Consider the following 19,442-nt stretch of genomic DNA (forward strand, 5'->3'; position numbering starts at 1 on the left):
CCCGGAATAGAGGCGGCGTGACCAGCCTGAGCCTGCTTCCCGATCCGTCCTCCCCGCTTGCCCGCGAAACCGCGGCGCAGGCGTTCGCCGACATTCTCGACGGCACCGCGCCCGAGGTGGAGATCGAGGCCTTCCTCATCGCGCTTTCCGTGCGCGGCGAGACCAGCATCGAGATCGCCGAGGCCGCGCGTGCGCTGCGCAACCGGCTGATCCCCGTGACGGCGCCCGAGGGGGCGATCGACGTATGCGGCACCGGCGGCGACGGGCACCACACGCTCAACGTCTCCACCGCCGTCAGCCTGGTCGTGGCTGCAGCCGGGGTGCCGGTGGCCAAGCACGGCAACCGCGCCGCCTCGTCCAAGGCGGGTGCCGCGGATACGCTGGAGGCGCTGGGGTTGAACCTCGACCGCGCCGCGGCGCGCGCTGAGGAAAGCCTGAACGAAATCGGCATCGCCTTCCTGTTCGCCCAGCACCACCACCCGTCGCTGGGCCGCATCGCGCCGATCCGGCGACGGATCGGGCGGCGGACGATCTTCAATTTGATGGGTCCGCTGGCGAACCCCGCGCATGTCCGGCACCAGCTGATCGGCATCGCCCGGCCCGATTATGCGCCGGTCTATGCCGAGGCGCTGGAGCAGCTCGGCGTCGAGGCGGCGGCAATCGTCTCCGGCGAGGATGCGCTGGACGAACTGTCCACCGAAGCGGCGAGCGTCGTCGTCAATGTCGGCCGCGCCAAGCTGCCCACGCGGATCACCCCCGAGGACGCCGGCCTGCCCCGCCGTCCGCTTTCCGCCATTCGCGGCGGCGATCCCGAATACAACGCCCTCGCCCTGCGCCGTCTGCTGCAGGGCGAGCACGGCGCCTATCGCGACGCGGTGCTGCTCAACGCGGCCGCCGCACTGATGGTCGCGGGTCGCGCCGATGACCTTCGGGACGGGGTGGAGGAAGCCGCCGAGATGCTCGACAACGGGCTTGCCAACGCGCTGCTCGACTGCTGGATCGCCTTCGCATGAGAACCATTCTCGACACGATCATCGCCACCAAGCGCACCGAAGTCGCCGCCCGCAAGGCAAGCCCCCGCGCTTGGCCCGCGCCCACCGCACCACGCGGCTTCAAGGCGGCGCTCGATGCGCGCGCAGCGGCGGGGGGCTATGGCCTGATCGCCGAGATCAAGAAGGCCAGCCCCTCCAAGGGCCTGATCCGCGCCGATTTCGATCCGCCCGCCCATGCTCGCGCCTATGCCGCTGGCGGCGCCGCGTGCCTGTCGGTGCTCACCGACCACGACTATTTCCAGGGGCACGAGGACTATCTGATCGCCGCCCGCGCCGCCTGCGATCTGCCGGTCATCCGCAAGGACTTCCTGATCGACCCCTGGCAAGTCGAGGAGTCGCGCGCGATCGGCGCCGATGCGATCCTGATCATCGTCTCCGCGCTCGACGACGGCCAGATGGCCGAGATCGAGGCGGCGGCGATCGCGCAGGGCATGGACGCGCTGGTCGAGGTCCACGACGCCGCCGAACTCGAGCGCGCGCTCAAGCTCAAGTCGCGGCTGATCGGGGTGAACAACCGCAATCTCAAGACCTTCGAGGTCGATGTACAGAAGACGTACGACCTCGTCCGCCATGCCCCCAAGGACTGCACCTTCGTAGCGGAGTCCGGCCTCAACAATCGCGCCGATCTCGACGCGATGGCCGAGCACGACATACGCTGCTTCCTGATCGGCGAGTCGCTTATGCGGCAGGCCGATGTCGAGGCGGCGACGCGGGCGCTGGTCGGATGAGCGGGCTCACCCATCTCGACGAAAGCGGCGCGGCGCACATGGTCGATGTCGGCGGCAAGGCGGTCACCGCGCGCGAGGCGGTGGCGCGCGGCCGCATCACCATGTCGGCGGAGGCCGCCGCGGCGATCCGCGACGGCAGTGTGAAGAAGGGCGACGTGCTCGCCACCGCGCGCATCGCCGGCATCATGGCGGCGAAGAAGACCTCCGAGCTGATCCCGCTCTGCCACCCCCTGCCCCTCACCCGCGTCGCGATCGACCTCGATCTCGACGAGACCGGCGTAACCGCCACCGCAACCGCCGCGACCGAGGGCAAGACGGGCGTGGAGATGGAAGCGCTCACCGCCGTCTCGGTGACACTGCTCACGCTCTACGACATGGCCAAGGCGCTGGATAAGGGCATGGTGCTCGGCGACATCCGCCTGCTGACCAAGACCGGCGGCAAGTCCGGCGACTGGCGCGCGGAAGGCTGAGACGCGGGCGGCAAAGAATCCCTTAGCCGCCCCAAACCGATCCTCCATTGCCCCGCAGCGGCCACCGGGCCATGTGCGGCACCATGGCAACGCTTCTCGACCCCAACTCCCGCGGCCGCGTGATCCTCGTCGGCGCGGGTCCCGGCGACCCCGGCCTGCTCACCGTTCGTGCCGTCGAGGCGCTGAAGATCTGCGACGTGCTCGTCCATGACGGGCTGGTCGACGATCGCGTGCTCGATCTCGCCCCCCAGGCACACCGCATCTCGGTCGCCAAGCGCCGCTCGAAGCACACGCTTCCACAGGAATCGATCAACGCGCTGATCGTCGCGCATGTGAAGACCGGCGCGGTCGTCGTCCGGCTCAAGGGCGGCGACCCGTTCATCTTCGGCCGTGGCGGCGAGGAAGTGGAGGCCGTGTGCGAAGCCGGGCTGCCGGTGGAAGTGATCCCCGGCGTCTCCGCAGCACTTGGTGCCGCCGCCGAGGCAATGCTGCCGCTCACCCATCGCGACTGGTCGAGCGCGGTCAGCTTCGTCGCCGGCCAGTGCAAGGGGCTGACCGACCAGAACTGGTCGGGCCTCGCCGGCAAGGGCCGCACGCTGGTGATCTATATGGGCGTCGCCACCGCCTCGGCGATCGCCGACAAGCTGATGGCCGACGGCGTTGCGCCCGACATGCCGGTCGCGGTGCTGGAGCGTGCCACGCTGGAGGGCCACCGCGCGATCCGCACCCTGCTCGCCGATCTCGGCCCGATGGTCGAGCGCGAGAATGTGCAGAGCCCCGCGATCATCGTCGTCGGCGAGGTGACATTGCTCGCCGACGCCGAGGACAAGCTCGCCCGCTGGGCGCGCACTGCCGAGACTCTGGGGGAAGACCAGGCATGAAGCTGCTGACGGGCAACGATCTTTCGACCGGCGACGTGGTCTGGTGGACCGGCGAAAGCTGGTCGCGCCACCTCGCCGAAGCCGTCGACGTGGGCGACAAGGGCGACGTGCTCGCCGCGACCGAGGAGGCCGCGCGCCGGGTCAACGTGCCCTATGTGATCGATGCGGAGGCGACCCCCGAAGGCCCCCGCCCCGCCCACATCAAGGACCGCATCCGCGCGCTCGGCCCCACCGTGCGCCCGGACCTGACCCTCAAGCCCGCCGACCCGCAGGCCGGCAGCTGGGTGATCTGAACCATGTACAAGTATGACGAATATGACGCCGGAATCGTCGCCGCGCGCGTCGAGGAATTCCGCGACCAGGTCCAGCGCCGCCTCGCCGGCCACATGACCGAGGACCAGTTCAAGCCGCTCCGGCTGATGAACGGGCTCTACCTCCAGCTGCACGCCTATATGCTGCGCGTGGCTGTGCCCTATGGCACGCTGAACAGCCGCCAGATGCACCTGCTCGCGCACATCGCCCGCAAGTACGACCGCGGCTATGGGCACTTCACCACCCGCCAGAACCTCCAGTACAACTGGATCAAGCTGGAGGACGCGCCCGACATCCTCGCCGAGCTGGCGACGGTGGAGATGCATGCCATCCAGACCAGCGGCAACTGCATCCGCAACATCAGCTCGGACCAGTTTGCCGGCGCCGCCGCCGACGAGATCACCGATCCGCGCCCCTGGGCCGAGCTGCTCCGCCAGTGGAGCACGTTCCATCCGGAGTTCAGCTACCTGCCGCGCAAGTTCAAGATCGCGGTGATCGCCAGCGATACCGATCGCGCGGCGATGCGGCTGCACGACATCGGCATCCAGATCGTCCGCAACGACGCGGGCGAACTCGGCGCGCGCATCTATGCCGGTGGCGGCATGGGACGCACCCCGATGATCGCCTCGCTGATCAAGGAGTTCGTACCCTTCGCCGACTTCGTCAGCTATCTGGAGGCGTGCCTGCGCGTCTACAATCGCCATGGTCGGCGCGACAATATCTACAAGGCACGGATCAAGATTCTCATCCATGCGCTGGGGGCCGAGGAATATGCACGCCAGGTGGAGGAGGAGTTCCAGGCGGTGAAGGCTCTTGGCATCGATCCGCCCCAGGCCGAGTTCGACCGCATCGCCGCGCATTTCGCGCCGCCGGCGTTCGAAGCCGATGCTCCCGACACCGTGGATCGGAGCGACCCGGATTTCGCCGTCTGGCTCGACCAAAACGTCCACGCGCACCAGGCGCCGGGCTATGCCGTCGTCACGATCAGCCTCAAGCCGATCGGCGGCATCCCTGGCGACGCCTCGGCCGACCAGATCGACGTCATGGCCGATCTCGCCGAACGATACAGTTTCGACGAGCTGCGGGTCACCCATGCCCAGAATATCGTGCTGCCGCACGTTCGTAAGGCGGACCTCTATACTGTCTGGCAGGCGCTGCGGGAAGCGGGGCTGGCCGAGGCCAATCTCGACCTGATCAGCGACATCATCGCCTGCCCGGGGCTCGATTATTGCAGCCTCGCCAATGCCCGCTCGATCCCGCTCGCGCAGAAGATCAGCGAACGCTTCGCCGAACCGGCGCGCCAGCGCGATCTCGGCGAGCTGAAGCTCAAGATCTCGGGCTGCATCAACGCCTGCGGCCACCACCATGCCGGCCATATCGGCATCCTCGGCGTCGACCGGAAAGGCACCGAGAACTACCAGCTGCTGCTCGGCGGCTCGGGTGCGGAAGATGTCAGCCTGGCCGACATTACCGGCCCCGGCTTTAGCGAGGACGGCGTGGTCGACGCGATCGAGCGTGCGACGGACCTCTATGTCCGCGAACGCACGCCCGGCGAACGCTTCGTCGACACCTATCGCCGCATCGGCATGGCACCGTTCAAGGAGGCCATTTATGGTTGAGTTCCTGCGCTACCGCGACGACGAGGCGCATGACGAGCCGGCCGTCACGCTCGACAGCTTCTTCGGCCAGTCCAACGCTACCGCCGTCCGGATCGAGTCCGGCGAGGATGCCCGCGCGCTCCTCCCCCATCTCGATCGCATCGCGCTGGTCGAGGTGAGCTTCCCCAGCTTTCGCGACGGCCGCGGCTATTCCACCGCGCGGATTCTGCGCGAGGCAGGGTACAAGGGCGAGCTGCGCGCGCAGGGCGACGTGCTGGTCGACCAGATCCCGCTGATGCGCCGCTGCGGCTTCGACAGCTTCGCACCCGATGCGCCGATCGACGAGGCCACGCTGGAAGCCGCGCTCGACCGCTACGACGTCCGCTACCAGGCGGCGGCGGACACCATCGTGCCGGTGTGGAAACTGCGCCATGGCTGAACCCGCGCGCCAGATCGACCGGATCGACGTGACGCCCCGCTTCACCGAGGCGGATGCGGTGCGGCTCAACACGCGCCTCCTCGGCGTGCCCACGCTGGAGATGCTGCGTACGGTGCTTTCCGAGAAGCTGACCGGCGAGACGGCGATCGTCTCCTCGTTCGGCGCGGAGTCGGCAGCGCTGCTGCATCTCGTCGCCAGCGTCGATCGCTCGGTGCCGGTGCTGTTCCTCGATACCGGCAAGCATTTCCCGGAGACGCTCGCCTATCGCGACCTGCTGGTCGAGCGGCTCGGCCTGACCGACTTCCGCAACCTCCGCCCCGACCCCGAGCTGCTGGCCAAGCGCGACGGCACCGAGCTTCGCTGGTCCTATGATCCGGACGGCTGCTGCGAAATCCGCAAGGTGCTGCCGCTCGAGGCCGGCCTGGCCGGCTTCGACGCGACGATCACCGGACGCAAGGCGTTCCAGGCGAGCACCCGCACCGCCCTGCCGCGCTTCGAGCTCGACGGCGACCGGCTCAAGATCAATCCGCTGGCGGACTGGACCAAGGCCGATCTCGACACCTATTTCACCGCGCACGACCTGCCGGTGCATCCGCTGGTAGCACAAGGCTACCCCTCGATCGGCTGCGCGCCGTGCACCAGCAAGGTCAAGCCCGGCGAAGACCCCCGCGCCGGCCGCTGGCGCGGCTGGGACAAGACCGAGTGCGGCATCCACACGCCGACCAGCGACGACGACGCCAACCAGCCGGTGTTCTAATACCGGAGGTGTTGGCGCGGTTTGATCCTGCCTCATCCAGTCATCCCGGCGGAAGCCGGGATCCATTCAGCCCTCCGTCTCAGCAAGCGCCGATAGCGAGACCGCAATGGACCCCGGCTTTCGCCGGGGTGACGATTTGGGAGCAGCGATAGGTTCTTATTTGTGCAACGTGTTCGATCTCGCCTCAGAACCCGCCGTGCAGCCGCAGCGCCAGCACGTTCGCCGGGCCGCGATCGCGATTGTAACCGGGATTGGCGACGAACTGATAATCGAACGTCACGTCGAATCCCTTGCGCGGCTGCCAGTCATAATAGGCCTCGGCGATGGCCTCGCTGCCCGGGTGCGGCAGCTTGCCGTCGCCGACCAGCACGCCCAGCCCACCAGCATCGAGATAGCGCTGATGGTCGCGCGAGATGCCGTTGACGATGCCGACCAGCCCGATGCGGTCGTTCGTGCGCCCCCAGCCCGCGCCGTTCAGCGATGTGCCGAGCTGCGCGGTGCGATCAATGTCGGTGAAGTCATAGGGCTCGATCGCGCCGTCGGCGAACCCTGCGCGCGCGAACAGCCCCAGCGTCGAGGTCACCGCCTGCTCGACGTTCACGTCCGCGCCCATGCGGGTGGTGCGCTGGCGGACGAGCGAGGTGTCCGCCGCCTGCCCCTGCGCCGCGCCAAGCGCCAGCGCATCGTCGAACCGCCCGAAGCGCCCGCGATTGCGGAAGGCGGTGATGCGGATCGCGCCGGGCTGGCCGCCGAGCAGGTGGCGATGCTCGACCTCGATATCGACCTGATATTGTCGGAAGTCGCGCTCCAGCGTCTCGCCATTGGGCACCTTCGAGAGGTTGAACAGTCCGGCACGCAGTGTCCATGCGCCCTGATACCATTCCGTCGCCACGCCGGTCGAATAGCCCCAGGCATCGGCGGCATAGTCGAAGCTGCCGGTATCCACCGCCGACCAGTTGAGGAAGTCGCTCCGCGGATCATGCGCATAGCGGTTGGTATCGAACACGTCGCCGATACCGAACTTGCCGAGCGTCAGCACTAGCCGGTTCGCCGCCTGGGTGCCGCCCAGCACGTTCATCGCCGGCGCCACCGCGCTCGCCTCGCCGTCCAGCCCGATCGTCTGGCGGAAGAACAGCCGCTGGAGCCGCAGATAGGGCTCGTCCTTGCCGACCTTGTAGGCCTCGGCGCTGGGAAAGCCCGCCACGCCCAGCGTGTTCGAGAGGCCGAAGCCCTGGTCGATCTCCGGGTTCACCCACAGTTCGCCGCCCGCCCAGGGCCGCACCCCGGCATAGAGCGTCACGTCGATCGTCTCGCGCACCTGCTCGGGCGTCAGGCTGTTCGGCCCGCGATAGGGATCGTCGAAGCCGCCCACGCCCTGCACCACCATCGTCGCCTGGCCGTGCACCGCAAAGGCCTGCGGGTCGCCCGTGTCCTGCGCCTGCGCTGCGACCGGGAGCAGGAAGAACAGCGCAGCCGCGGCGGCGGCCGACTTGGGGAACACAGAAACCATGACGTGCATCCTGGAAGGGGAACGGCCGCCCGACTCGACGGCGGCGCCCCTATAGCCTAGGCCGGAGCCTCGGTCGCGATGGCGCAGATCGGTCCCTTTGGAGCGCAGACGCGGACATGCAGACCAGCCTCGCCGACCGCGCCGCCGACCTTCTCAGGGTGCCGGTCTCGGGCGCGGCCGCGCTTTCCGGCGGCGACCTCTCCGCGGTGCATCGGCTACGGCTGGCCAATGGCGGCAGCGCGATTGCCAAGCAGGGGCCGCTGGTTTCGGAAGAAGCGGACATGCTGGCAGCCATCGCCGCGACCGGGGCGCCCGCCCCGGCGGTGCTTGCGGTAGGCGAAGACCTGCTGCTGATCGCGGAAATGCCGAACGACGGCCATCTCGGCACCAGCTGGGACAACCTCCTCACGGTGTTGCAAACCCTGCATGCGGCACCGGGCCGCGCCTATGGCTGGCTGGCGGATTACGCTTTCGGTCGCGTCGCCATTCCCAACGGCGCGACGAGCGACTGGCCGAGTTTTTGGGCCGAGCGGCGGCTGCGGACGCATCTGTCGCACGTCCCCGCGCCCCTCGCGCGTCGACTCGATCGGCTGGCCGATCGCCTCCCGAACCTGCTACCGATGCACCCCGCGCCGTCGCTGCTGCACGGCGACCTGTGGGGCGGCAATGTGCTGACCTCCGGCGGCCGGGTGACCGCGCTGATCGATCCCGCCTGCTATCATGGCGACCGCGAAGTCGATGCCGCCATGCTCACCCTGTTCGACGCGCCGCCCGCCCGCTTCTTCGATGCGCTCGCGCTGGCGCCCGGATGGCAGGAACGGCAGCCGATCTACCGGCTATGGCCGTTGCTCGTGCATCTGCGGCTGTTCGGCAGCAGCTATGCCGGCGCGGTGGAAACAGCGCTGGCCGCGGTCGAGTAATTCAGCCAAACAGCCGCGCCAGGCTGCGCTCCAACATGACCAGCTGCCACAGCGTGCGGCCATGCTCCGCGCGGCCGGCCCGGTGGTCTTCGGCGAGCCGCGCGATCGTGCGCGGCTCGAACCAGCCGCTCTGGAGGAGCAGCGGCGCGCGGGCGAGCGCCGCCGCCTCGTCGGCCAGCGCATGGCGGAACCAGGCGCTGATCGGGGTGACGAAGCCCATCTTGGGGCGATAGAGAATCTCGCGCGGCAGCCAGGGCTCCAGCGCCTTCTTCATCAACCACTTGCCTTGCCCCCCGCGGATGCGGAGCGACGGCGGCAGGCTCGCCTCGAACTCGACCAGCCGGTGGTCGAGCAGCGGCTCGCGCGCCTCCAGCCCCACCGCCATGCTGGTGCGGTCTACCTTGGTGAGAATGTCGCCGGGCAGCCAGTGGCGGATATCGGCATATTGGGCGCGATCGATCGCGTCGCGCGCGGGCGCCTGCCGCATCGTCTCGACATAGCGCGCCTCGGCGCGATAGCCGTCGAGCGCCGCCCGTGCCGTGTCGCTGTAGAGCTGGTCGCGCAACGCCGGCGTGGTGACGCCGACCGCCCTGGCATAGGCCTCCGCCCCACCCTCGGCGAGAGCGAGCAGCGTCGTCTTCGCGCGAAATGGCCGCGGTGCCCAGTCCGCCTTGGGATAGAGCGCGCCGAGCTGGCCGAACACCCGCGCCCGAACGTCCGACGGCAGCAGGCCGCGGACCCGCTCCTCGGCGGCGAAGAAGCGGTGGCGGCGGTATCCGGCCAGCGCCTCGTCGGCCCCGTCGCCCGAAAGCGCGACGGTCACGCTCTCGCGCGCCAGCTGGCAGACGCGGTAGGTGGGCAGCGCCGATGCATCGGCAAAGGGCTCGTCGAAGGCGGCAACCAGCGTATCGATCAGGCCGTAATCCTCATGCCCGACCGTGCGGGCGCGATGGCTGGTGGCGAAGCGCTGGGCGACCTTCGCGGCATGCGCGGTTTCGTCCAGCCCGGCCTCGTCGAAGCCGATCGTGCACGTCTTCACCGCCGCCTTGCTGCGCTCGGCCATCAGCGCGACCACCGCCGAGCTGTCGACGCCGCCCGAGAGGAACGCGCCCAAGGGCACGTCGGCAATCATTCGCGAGCGCACGGCGGTGCGCATCCGCTCGATCAGCTCGGCCTTGAGCTCTCGCGTGCGGCCGGCGGCACGGCGGGTGAAGTCGATGTCCCACCAGCGCACCGGCTGCGGTGCTGAGCGGCCGCGCTGGAGCAGCAGGAAATGCCCCGCCGGCAGCTTCTGCACGCCCGCGACGATGCAGGCGTCGTCGGGGACATAGCCCAGCGCCAGATAATCCTCGACCGCGCGGAAATCGGCGGCGCGGCGGAGCAGCGGGTGGGCAAGCAGGCCCTTCAGCTCCGAGGCAAAGGCGATCGCGCCATCGGCCAGCTCGGCATAATGGAGTGGCTTCACCCCAAAGCGGTCGCGGGCGAGGAACAGGCTCTGGCTGGTCGCGTCGTAGAGCGCGAAGGCGAACATGCCGTTCATCCGAGCAAGCAGGTCAGGCCCCCAGGCGCGCCAGCCGTGGAGCAGCACCTCGGTATCGCTGTCGGTGGCGAAGCGGGCGCCCAGCGCCTCCAGCTCGGCGCGGACCTCGCGGAAATTGTAGATCTCGCCGTTGAAGGTGACGGCAAGGCTCTGGTCTGGCAGCGCCATCGGCTGCACGCCGCCTTCGAGGTCGATGACCGCCAGCCGGCGATGGCCGAGCCCCACGCCCGCCACGCACCACACCCCCGAACCGTCGGGGCCGCGATGCGCCTGGGCGTCGCTCATCGCGACGATGCGGGCGGGATCGATCGGCTTGGGAAGGCAGGGATAGAAGAGGCCGGCGATGCCGCACATCAGCGCATGCCCTCGCGGTCGTCCATCCGTCCCCTATCGTCGCCGTTCATGATCCGCATCGTAGCGGCCCGGTACCAAGCGATCGCCGCGCACGCCACCCCGCTGGTGGCGCTGGCGTGCAGGAGCCTCGAGCAGCGCGTCGAGCGGTGCCAGCCGCGCGTCCCAGCTGTAGCGGGCAATCACCCGCGCACGGGCGGCGGCGCCGAGTGCCGTGGCGGTATCGGGGGCGTCCAGCAAGCGCAGCACGGCGTCGCCGAATGCGTCTGCGCCCTCGGCGACGCAGAGCGTTCCGGCATGATCGATCCCCTCGGCGGCAGCCGGCGAGGCGACGACGGCGCGCGCCATCGCCATGCCTTCGAGCACCTTGTTCTGAATGCCCCGCGCCAGCTGCAGCGGCGCGACCACCAACGCTGCGGCGGCAAGCCAATCGCGAACGTCCGGCACGGTGCCGGTCACGAGTATGCCGGGCCGCTCCGCCAACGCCTGGACGGCCTGCGTCGGCGCACGGCCCACGATCGCAAAGCGCGCCGCCGAATGGGCCAATCGGACGCGTGGGAACACCTTGTCGGCGAACCAGGTGACCGCCTCGACATTCGGCCGGTAATCCATCTGGCCGGTGAAAACGAGCAGCGGCCCCGCCCCGCCAGTCGGTTCGAAACGGCTGGCGGGATCGTAGAAGACCGTGTCGATGCCGTTCTCGATCGCATATACGTGGGAGGCGTTCGTGCGCGCCCGGAACAGCGCCGCCTCGGCCTCGCTGACGAACAGGCTGGCATCGGCCGCCCCGGCGACGCGGCGCTCATGGGCGAGCAGCAGCGACGCCTCACGCCGGTGGACCCAGGCCATCGGTCCACGCCCGCCCTCGGCATAGGCGGCGAACTTGGCCGAATCCATGTCGACGAAGTCCATGATCACCCGCTGCCGGGGTGCCGGCGGCAGATATTGCGCCATCTGGCTGGAAAAGAGGAAGATCGTCTCGATCGGCTCCGCCGCCAGCAGCGCATCCACGGCGCGGCGCGCCGCCGGATCGGCAAAGGCGACGAGCGACACCGGCCGCCGCTGCAGCAGCGCCCGCGCCCCCGTCCAGACGGTCGGCGCGTCCCGCCAGACGATCGTGCGCGTCGCGGCATAGGCCGCAAGGCCGTCCTGGTGCCTCAGGTCGTCGGGGTCATCGGCGAAGGCGACCAGATGAAGGCGATGGTTCCGGGCGAGATGGCGCAGCAGGTGATAGGCGCGGATCTTGTCGCCGCGATCCGGCGGAAAGGGCATGCGGTGGGCGAGGAACAGGATGTCGCCCATCAGCCGAGACCGCGCGAGAGCAGCGGGCCGATGCGGTTGGCCGCCCAGAGCGGCAGCCGCTTCCACGCGGCGATCTGCAGCCGGTACTTCGGATCGAGCGGGTTGATGCTGCGCGGTGCCGCGCCCTCGGCGTGGCGGGAGAAATAGACTAACGGCTCGGGCGTGAAGCCCCAGTTCTTCTTGAACGCCGCCGCCCCGGTGCCGGCCTTGGAGCGCCCGAAATCGAAGCGCGCACAGCCGCGCTCACGGGCATGCGCCATCAGTGCGAAATACATCCGGTCGTTGGCGCGCAGCCCGCGCGCCGCTTCGGTCCCGCCGCCCCAATAGGGGTAGACGGTACCGCGCCAATAGAGGCTGAGCACGCTGGCCACCGCGAGACGCTGGTGGCGGACGGTGAGGATGTCCGCCTCCGCCCCGAACGCCTCCAGCACCGCGGCGAACAGCGCGGTGGGGAAGACCGGCGTGCCGAGGTTGCGGACACTTTCCGCATAGACGCGGTAATGCGTGCGGCGGGCGGCACGATCGGCACCCACCTCCACCGTCAGATCCGCAGCGAGCGCCTTGCGCAGTTCGGCGCGCTGCTTGCGCGGCACCGCGAGCAGTTCGGCCTCGTCATCGGCCGCGAGCCGGCGGACGAAGCTGAGATAGGTCATATCGTCCCGTACCCAGTCTTCGCCCGGACAGGGTCCGCCGCGCAGGTCAAGGCTGGGGCAGCGCAAACGTGTGGCGAGGCTCCAGGCGGCCTGTCCCAGCGCGGCGACGGCATAGCCCTGCTCGGCAAGAATGCCGCCGCCGACGCCGAAGCCGGTCGAGACCAGCGCCCGGCCGAACAACGGCGAGGCGATCGCCGTCAGCGGCAGTACCCCAACGATCCGCCCGCCACCGCCCTCCGCCACCAGATAGTGGCTGCGCTGACGACAACCCTTCGCCACCGCCATGCTCCATTCGGGCAGATGGAAGGGCGTGGCATCCGCCTGCGCATCGACCCAGGCGGCAAGACGCCCGCGCTCGCTCGCATCGTGCAGGTCGGCGGTGCGGACGGACAGGGTCACGCCAGCCGCTCCGCCGCCTGTGCCGCGATCGCATCCACCCGGCCCCAGTCGTGGCGCGCCAGCAGCGTCCGCAGCTTGCCCTCCATCGCGCCCAGCCGGGCATAATGGCGCAATCGCGACTTGAACGGTGCGGCACGCACCCGCGGCTGGCCGGGGTCGATCTCCCAGGGATGGAAGTAGAACATCGCCGCCTCACCGCGTGCATTGGCGCCGCGGATCGCACGATCGGCAACCCCCTGCGGCAGCAGCCGGAAGAACCCGCCGCCCGCGGTCACCTCGCGCCCCAGCACCCGCGCGATCGTGATCGGCAGCTCGATCAGCCGCGCATCGGGCAGCGGGCGGAACGGCGTGCGCGGCGCATCGGGCCAGCCATAATGATCATGCGCGATCGGCGCGATGCTCGAAGAGTAGCAATAGCCCGCCTCGGCGAGCACCGCATGCGCCCAAGGCGTGCGGCGGTCGATCGAAAAGCTCGGCGCGCGATAGCCGTTCACCGCGACGCCCGCGGCATCCTCCAGCGCGGCGCGCGCGCGGGCGAGATCGGCGCGGAACTGGTCGGGCGTCAGCGTGAAGACGCGGGCATGGTCCCAGCCATGGCTGGCGACCTCGTGCCCCGCCTCGGCGATGCGGCGGATCAGCCTGGGATGACGCTCCGCCACCCAGCCGAGCGTGAAGAAGGTGCCCTGCACCCCCGCTTCCGCGAACAGCGCCAGCACGCAATCGGTATTGGCCTCGACACGTCGCTCCAGTCCGTCCCAATCGCCACGCGCGATCGTGGTCTCGAAGGCGCCGACCTGGAACCAGTCCTCGACATCGACCGACAGGCCGTTGCGCACGCCCATCGCTCAGGCAGCACTGCCGCGCAGCGCGTCGAGGTCGATGCCGCTGCGACCATCGTCCTTCTCCACCCAGTCGACCAGCAGCGAGAGCACCCGGCGCAGCGCATCCGACTGCGAGGCGACCTGCGCCTCCAGCTCGGCGACGCGGCGCTCGAGCGCCCGAGTTTCGGCCGAGCCCTCCGGCACCGCGCGCAGTTCGGCGACGCGGCCGGCGCGCACCGGCGCCGGTTCGGGCACCGGCTCGGGCGCCGGCTCGATCACATCCTCCTGCTCGATATCCTCGATCACCGCCGCGACATCGGGCGCGCCGAAATTCTCGATCTGCTCGACGGCGCCGTAGAGCAGCACGCGGCTCGCCAGCTGGTTGAGGCGGCGCGGGATGCCGCCCGACCAGCGGTGCATCGCCGCCAGCGCATCGGCGGTGAAGCGCGGGCGGCCGCTCCAGCCGACCAGCATCAGCCGATGCATCAAATAGGCCTCAACCTCCTCCACCTCCATCGGCGCGAGGTGATGCATCGCGATCACCCGCTGGCGGAGCTGCTCGAAGGCGGGCTGCTGCAGCACCAGCCGAAACTCGGGCTGGCCCAGCAGGAAGATCTGGAGCAGCGGATAGCCGCCCGCCTGGAAGTTGGAGAGCATGCGCAGCTCGTCCAGGCTCTCGCCCGGCAGCGCCTGCGCCTCGTCCACCACCAGCAACGTGCGCCGTCCGGCGCGGGCGACCTCGTGCAGGCCACGCTCGATCGCCAGCAGCAGCGCCGCCTTGGAGAGGTCATCCCCCGGCAGCCCCAACCCCTGCGCGACCAGCCGCAACATGTCGTCGGCGCGCAGATGGGTGGAGACGATCTTGATCACGTTGAGCCGTTCGCCGTCCAGTTCGGCGAGCAGGTGGCCGAGCAGCGTCGTCTTGCCCGCCCCCGGATCGCCGGTGATGACGACGAAGCCTTCGCCCTGGCTGAGGCCATAGCCGAGATAGGCCATCGCCTTGCCGTGGGTGGCGGTATCGAACCAGAAGCGCGGATCGGGGGTCAGCTGGAACGGCCGGCCGCGCAGCCCGTAATGATCGTCCATCATGCGTGCAGTCTCTCAAAAACCATAGCGCGCTCCGATCAGCGCCTGTGCCGATGCCTGATCGGGGCCGTCGCGCATCGATCCGTAGAGGCCTGCGGTCGCGGTGAGGCTCAGGCGGCCGAGGCGGCGGGTGTAGGCGGTGTTGGCGCCCCAGCCGAACACGGCGGTGCTGCCGGGGATGTCGCCGTCATAATAGCTGGCGAGCAGGTTGAGCCCGATCGTCCCGTCGCGCCCGGCGGCGAGCGCGGCGAAGGCCTGGGCGTAGAAGCTCTCGTCCCAGCTGCCGCCGGTTGCGGTCGCGGCAACCGGAGTGAGGAAGTCGCGCCGGGCGAAGCCGCCGCCGACACCCAGCCGTGTCGTGCCCCGGCGCCAAACCGCATTGGCGGTCATTCCGCGGCCGCGATAGGCAGCCGTCGCCGCCGAGGAGAAGGCCCCCGCGATGCACCCGCCCGCCGCCGCCCCGCTGGTGCCGTAGATGCAGGCGCCCGCCTGGGCCCCGAAAGGATCCGCGGTGGTGACGAAGCCCACCGGCAGCGCGGCGAGGCTGCCGCCGACCTGCTGGCCATAGGTCTCGACCGTGTCGTACACCGCCACCTGGATGCCGCTGCCGCTATTCCGCTGGAAGGTGAAGCTGCCGGTATAGCGCATCGCCCCGTAGCGGCGGCCGATCCGCACCTCGAGCGCGGTCCTCCGGCTGGGCCGCCAGAGCACGCCGCCGTCCCAGAACATGCCCTCGAAATCGTAGGCGAGCCGCACGGGCGATGCCGGATCGGTGACATAGCGCCCCGCCCCGTCAACCACCGGCTGGCCACTCTGCCCAAGCAGCGGATCACGCTGGCGCACGGTGATCTGCTCATAGCCCGCCCCGCTGACCAGCGCGACCGTGCGGCTGATCGGCGCGATCGCATCGCCGCGCCCCGAGTTGCTGGCAAAGCGCTGATCGAGCTGGCTGGCATTCTCGCGCACCAGCCCGCCGGTGACGCTGAGCCCGATCGGCAGCACCGCGCCGGGCTTGGCGCCCACGCTGGCATTCACGGCATGCGAGGTGGAATGGTCGAAGCGATCGACCTGCGGCAGCGTCGATGCGACGCCGGTTGCGACGCCGTCGTCCACCTTGGTGAAGCCGAAGCGATAGGCGCCCTGCACGAACAGCGGCCCGGCATGGGTGTCGAGCTTGGGCCCGGCATAGCCCGAATAGAGCTGGCTGAGGTTGCGCGCAGTGGCCGCATTGCCGGTCAGCGCGTCGCCGCGCGCATCGGTGCGGGTGCGGGTGGCGACGGCACCGGCCTCCAGCGTCAGCCCGCGGGCGGCGGTGATGCGCGCCTGGGCGAGGCCGTTATGGCTGTCGCCCGACTGCAGGCTGCCCTTCTCGGTGAAGCGGTGCTGATATTGGTAGCTCACCTGCACCTGCACCCGGCGGGTGCGGATGCTGCCGTCCAGCCCCGCGCCGAGCTGCGAATAGGTCAGCGTCTCGCCGCCGTTGAGCTCGGCGGTGGCGACCCGGCTCACCTCGATATAGGGCGTGAGGGTCGCGCGGCGCTGGGCGGCCGCGGGCACGATCGCGGCGGCGCAGACGGCCAGCACGATCGCGCCACGGATCACCGGCCCGCCTGCGCGTAATAGCTGCCGAAGCGCCGGCCCGAAGGCTGGAACGACACCGCGTTGAGCACGAGCTGGATATGCTCGCACCCGTCGAGCGCGGCGACGGCGGCGCGCAGGTCCTCCTCGCTGGTGCGATCGGCGCGAACCACCATCATCGTCTGCCCGACATGCAGCGCCAGCACCGAGGCGGGCGAGGCGGCGAGCGCCGGCGGCGAATCGAAGATCACGATGCGGCGCGGATTGGCCGCGGCCAGCCGATCGAGCATCGCCCGCGCGCCGTCGCTCGCCAGCAATTCGGTATCGCTGACGCTGCGGGTGCCCGCGGGCAGGATCGCGAGCTGCGGCACGTCGGTATCGACGATGCAGGCCTCGACGTCGACACGGCCGTCGAGCGCGTCGAGCAGCCCCGGCCCCTCGCCCATGCCGAGCCGCTTCGAGACGTCGGGCTTGGCGAAATCGGCGTCGACCAGCAGGATCTCGACGTCCTTCTCGGCCGCCATCGAGAGCGCGAGATTGATCGCGCAGAAGGTCTTGCCCTCGTCGGGCTGGGCCGAGCAGACCAGGATCATCCGGGCGCGATCGGCATCGACGCCGGCGACGCCCCGCGCGGTGAGCAGCAGCTGCCGCTTCACCATGCGGAACTCCTCGGCGAGCGGCGTAATCGGCCCGCCGGGCACCAGCATGCCGGCGGCGGCAAGCCGGGCGCGGTCGATCGGCACCATCGGGCGATCCTGGGCGGGGGGCGCCGCGGGCTGCCTGGCAGGTGCCTCCTCCGTCGGAAGCCCCGGCATCATCGCGATCGCGCGCTGGATCAGCGAGCCGGTGAGCCGCTTTGGGGTGTGTTCATTCATCGCTCAGGCCCCGGCAGCGTGGTGGAGCATGCCGACCAGCAGGATCGCGGCATAGGCGACACCCAGCCCTGCGACGCCCCCGAGGAAGTGCTGGAGCTGCTTGCGGCGACGCGCACGCTGGCGGGGCGTGATCACTTCGCCGATCGAGCCGATCACCGGCATGCCGCTCGCGCGTTCCAGCCGGGTGGCGGTATCGAAGGTCGTCCGCAGCTTGGACAGCAGGAACGCCGCCGCCATGCCTGCACCAAGGCCCGCAACGAGCACCGCAGTGAGCAGCATCGGCCGATTGGGCGAACGGGGCGCGCGCGGCTGGGTCGGCGGGTCGATCACGCTGAACTTCACTGCGTCGGTCTGGCTCTGCGCCTGGCTGCTGATCCGCAGCTGTTCGCGATCGGCGAGCAGCTTGGCGTACTGGTCCTTGAGTACCTGATAGTCGCGGTCGATCTGGCCCTGCTCGGAGGCGGCTTGGGGTGCCTGGCTCAGCTTGGCGCTGAGGGCTGCGAGATCGCCTTGGATCTGCGCGCGGCGCTGGCTGAGGGCTGCGACCTGTGCGGCCTTGTCCGCCTGCATCGAGCGAAGGCTGAGATAGAGCGGGTTGGCGAAGCTCCCGCCGCCGCTGCCACCCGAGGGCTCGCGCGCCGCAGCGGCCTGCGCACCGGCGATCTGGCGCTTGAGCGCGACGACGTCGGGATGTGCCTCGGTGAAGCCGCGCGCCCGGGCATCGGAAAGCTGGGCCTGCAGATCCGCGAGACGCGCGCGCGCCGGCCCCGTTCCCACCGGGCCGCCGCCCTGGCCTGCGACACTCGCCGGTGTGCCCGCCATCTGCGCGTTGACCGCGCTGAGGCCGCTCTGCGCCGCCGCCAGGTCGCTCTCGATCTGCTGGAGCTGCTGCTGCGCCGCGCCGATGCGGTCGTCGAGCGACCCGGTGCCCGGCAAGCTGCCGAGGAAGCGCGTCTGGAACTCCGCGCGCTTGGTCTCCGCCGCCTGCAGCCCCTGCTGGCGCTCGGCAAGCTGCTGGTCGAGAAAGGCGAGCGACTGGCTGCTCTCGTCGCGGCTGTCGGCGAGCTTGTTGTCGCGGAACAGCGCGATCAGCTTCTCCACCACCTGGCGGCAGATGGCCGGATCGGCGCCGGTTACCGCGATCTCGAACAGATTGTCCTGCTGCGCGGTGAGCTTGATCGCCTTTTGCAGTCCGGCGATGCGCGCGGCCAGATCGGCCGGCTTGGTGACCGTCTTCGCCAGATCGGTGCCGCGGACGACCTTTTCCAGGTTCACCGAGCTGGTCAGCGTCTGGCGGATGCGGTCGATGTCCTGCTGCTGGCCCGCCGCCGCTACGCCGCCGTCGCTGGGCAGCACCTGGCGCAGCTCGACGAGCACCCGCGCCTTGGATTCATAGCTGTCCGGGATGCGCGACACCGCCACCCAGCCGACCACGCAGACCATCCAGGCAGTCGCCAGCGCGAGCGTACGCCGCATCCACACCGCGTGGAGCGCGCTGCGGAGCTCGTCGAACAGGCTCCCCATCAGAACATGCTCTGCGGGATGATGATCACGTCGCCCGGCGCCAGCCGGACATTGGCCGAGGTGTCGCCGTTCTTGAGCAGGTCGGCGAGGCGCAGCTTGAACTCGCGCTTCTTGCCGGTCTGCGGGTCGTAGCGCACCAGCCGGGCGCGGTTGCCCGCGGCGAATTCGTTGAGGCCGCCCACCGCGATCATCGCGTCGAGGATCGACATGTTGGCGCGATAGGGCAGCGACGCCGGCTTCTCGGTCGCGCCGACCACGCGGATCTGCTGGCTGAACGTCCCCGAGAAATTCTCGACGATCACCGAGACGATCGGGTCCTTGATATATTCGCTGAGCGCGAGCTTCAGGTCGTCGGCAAGCATCGCGGGAGTCTTGCCCACCGCCGGCATGTCGTTGATCAGCGGCGTGGTGATGCGGCCGTCGGGGCGCACCTGGACCTTGGTCGAGATCTCGGGATTGCGCCAGACGAAGATGCTGAGCTGGTCGAGCGGGCCGATGACATATTCGTCGCTGGGTGCTTCCTTGCCGCCGACGAAGCCTGCGGCGGGCAGCTCGGGGCGCGGTCCACCGCCGCCGCACGCCGATAGCTGCGCCATCAGCGCCAGCGTCGCCGCCGCCTTCCTCCCGAACGAAACCGCCATTGCCG

19 protein-coding genes are annotated in these 19,442 nt (G+C 69.7%); 9 read left to right on the top strand and 10 right to left on the bottom strand.

Features of this window, described 5'->3' with window-relative positions; genetic code table 11:
* Positions 1-17: 17 nt before the first annotated feature.
* The 8 genes from trpD to GGR89_RS08675 all read left to right on the top strand — a co-directional run bounded on the left by trpD (position 18) and on the right by GGR89_RS08675 (position 6,237).
* Complete coding sequence (gene trpD, locus GGR89_RS08640; RefSeq protein WP_125976160.1) at positions 18-1,013, top strand: anthranilate phosphoribosyltransferase; 996 nt, start codon at positions 18-20, stop codon at positions 1,011-1,013.
* Positions 1,010-1,780 carry an indole-3-glycerol phosphate synthase TrpC gene (gene trpC / locus GGR89_RS08645; RefSeq protein WP_125976158.1) on the top strand — a complete coding sequence of 257 codons (771 nt, stop codon included), beginning with the start codon at positions 1,010-1,012 and terminating at the stop codon, positions 1,778-1,780. The genes trpD and trpC overlap by 4 nt, the downstream gene beginning before the upstream one ends.
* On the top strand, positions 1,777-2,250 hold the full coding sequence (gene moaC, locus GGR89_RS08650; RefSeq protein WP_125976156.1) for a cyclic pyranopterin monophosphate synthase MoaC: 474 nt from the start codon (positions 1,777-1,779) through the stop codon (positions 2,248-2,250). The genes trpC and moaC overlap by 4 nt, the downstream gene beginning before the upstream one ends.
* Before the next feature lie 83 nt (positions 2,251-2,333).
* On the top strand, positions 2,334-3,131 hold the full coding sequence (gene cobA, locus GGR89_RS08655; RefSeq protein ID WP_125976154.1) for a uroporphyrinogen-III C-methyltransferase: 798 nt from the start codon (positions 2,334-2,336) through the stop codon (positions 3,129-3,131).
* On the top strand, positions 3,128-3,424 hold the full coding sequence (locus GGR89_RS08660; protein ID WP_125976152.1) for a DUF2849 domain-containing protein: 297 nt from the start codon (positions 3,128-3,130) through the stop codon (positions 3,422-3,424). The genes cobA and GGR89_RS08660 overlap by 4 nt, the downstream gene beginning before the upstream one ends.
* A gap of 3 nt (positions 3,425-3,427) precedes the next feature.
* Positions 3,428-5,062: a nitrite/sulfite reductase gene (locus GGR89_RS08665; RefSeq protein WP_125976150.1), complete on the top strand. Its 1,635-nt coding sequence runs from the start codon at positions 3,428-3,430 to the stop codon at positions 5,060-5,062.
* On the top strand, positions 5,055-5,480 hold the full coding sequence (locus GGR89_RS08670; protein ID WP_125976148.1) for a DUF934 domain-containing protein: 426 nt from the start codon (positions 5,055-5,057) through the stop codon (positions 5,478-5,480). The genes GGR89_RS08665 and GGR89_RS08670 overlap by 8 nt, the downstream gene beginning before the upstream one ends.
* A complete protein-coding gene (locus tag GGR89_RS08675; RefSeq protein WP_125976146.1) occupies positions 5,473-6,237 on the top strand; it encodes a phosphoadenylyl-sulfate reductase in 765 nt (254 codons plus the stop codon). Before GGR89_RS08670 ends, GGR89_RS08675 begins: the two co-directional genes overlap by 8 nt.
* A gap of 184 nt (positions 6,238-6,421) precedes the next feature.
* Here the strand turns inward: GGR89_RS08675 and GGR89_RS08680 are convergent, their stop codons facing one another.
* Positions 6,422-7,747, bottom strand: a complete 1,326-nt coding sequence (locus tag GGR89_RS08680; protein WP_125976144.1) for a carbohydrate porin — start codon at positions 7,745-7,747, stop codon at positions 6,422-6,424.
* Positions 7,748-7,863: 116 nt separating this feature from the next.
* Here GGR89_RS08680 and GGR89_RS08685 point away from each other — a divergent pair, with 116 nt between their 5' ends.
* Positions 7,864-8,667, top strand: coding sequence for a fructosamine kinase family protein (locus GGR89_RS08685; protein WP_125976142.1), 804 nt, complete (start codon positions 7,864-7,866; stop codon positions 8,665-8,667).
* 1 nt (position 8,668) lies between these two features.
* Here the strand turns inward: GGR89_RS08685 and GGR89_RS08690 are convergent, their stop codons facing one another.
* Genes GGR89_RS08690 through GGR89_RS08730 form a run of 9 tightly spaced genes read right to left on the bottom strand, consistent with a single transcriptional unit; the run spans position 8,669 to position 19,392 of the window.
* Positions 8,669-10,561, bottom strand: a complete 1,893-nt coding sequence (locus GGR89_RS08690; RefSeq protein WP_125976140.1) for an XrtA/PEP-CTERM system amidotransferase — start codon at positions 10,559-10,561, stop codon at positions 8,669-8,671.
* A gap of 33 nt (positions 10,562-10,594) precedes the next feature.
* Complete coding sequence (locus GGR89_RS08695; RefSeq protein WP_125976138.1) at positions 10,595-11,860, bottom strand: TIGR03087 family PEP-CTERM/XrtA system glycosyltransferase; 1,266 nt, start codon at positions 11,858-11,860, stop codon at positions 10,595-10,597.
* Positions 11,860-12,912, bottom strand: a complete 1,053-nt coding sequence (locus tag GGR89_RS08700; RefSeq protein ID WP_125976136.1) for a FemAB family XrtA/PEP-CTERM system-associated protein — start codon at positions 12,910-12,912, stop codon at positions 11,860-11,862. Before GGR89_RS08700 ends, GGR89_RS08695 begins: the two co-directional genes overlap by 1 nt.
* Complete coding sequence (locus GGR89_RS08705) at positions 12,909-13,754, bottom strand: XrtA system polysaccharide deacetylase (protein WP_125976134.1); 846 nt, start codon at positions 13,752-13,754, stop codon at positions 12,909-12,911. Before GGR89_RS08705 ends, GGR89_RS08700 begins: the two co-directional genes overlap by 4 nt.
* Positions 13,755-13,757: 3 nt before the next feature.
* Positions 13,758-14,822, bottom strand: a complete 1,065-nt coding sequence (locus GGR89_RS08710; RefSeq protein WP_125976132.1) for an AAA family ATPase — start codon at positions 14,820-14,822, stop codon at positions 13,758-13,760.
* 12 nt (positions 14,823-14,834) lie between these two features.
* The gene (locus GGR89_RS08715) at positions 14,835-16,421 is read right to left on the bottom strand and encodes a hypothetical protein (protein ID WP_125976130.1); all 1,587 of its coding nucleotides are present in this window, start codon (positions 16,419-16,421) and stop codon (positions 14,835-14,837) included.
* Positions 16,418-17,272, bottom strand: a complete 855-nt coding sequence (locus GGR89_RS08720; protein ID WP_125976128.1) for an AAA family ATPase — start codon at positions 17,270-17,272, stop codon at positions 16,418-16,420. The genes GGR89_RS08715 and GGR89_RS08720 overlap by 4 nt, the downstream gene beginning before the upstream one ends.
* 3 nt (positions 17,273-17,275) lie before the next feature.
* Positions 17,276-18,796: an XrtA system polysaccharide chain length determinant gene (locus GGR89_RS08725; RefSeq protein WP_125976126.1), complete on the bottom strand. Its 1,521-nt coding sequence runs from the start codon at positions 18,794-18,796 to the stop codon at positions 17,276-17,278.
* Complete coding sequence (locus GGR89_RS08730) at positions 18,796-19,392, bottom strand: XrtA/PEP-CTERM system exopolysaccharide export protein (protein ID WP_125976227.1); 597 nt, start codon at positions 19,390-19,392, stop codon at positions 18,796-18,798. The genes GGR89_RS08725 and GGR89_RS08730 overlap by 1 nt, the downstream gene beginning before the upstream one ends.
* Between the last annotated feature and the right edge of the window lie 50 nt (positions 19,393-19,442).

It is taken from the genome of Sphingomonas trueperi, assembly GCF_011927635.1.
Classification (GTDB): domain Bacteria; phylum Pseudomonadota; class Alphaproteobacteria; order Sphingomonadales; family Sphingomonadaceae; genus Sphingomonas; species Sphingomonas trueperi.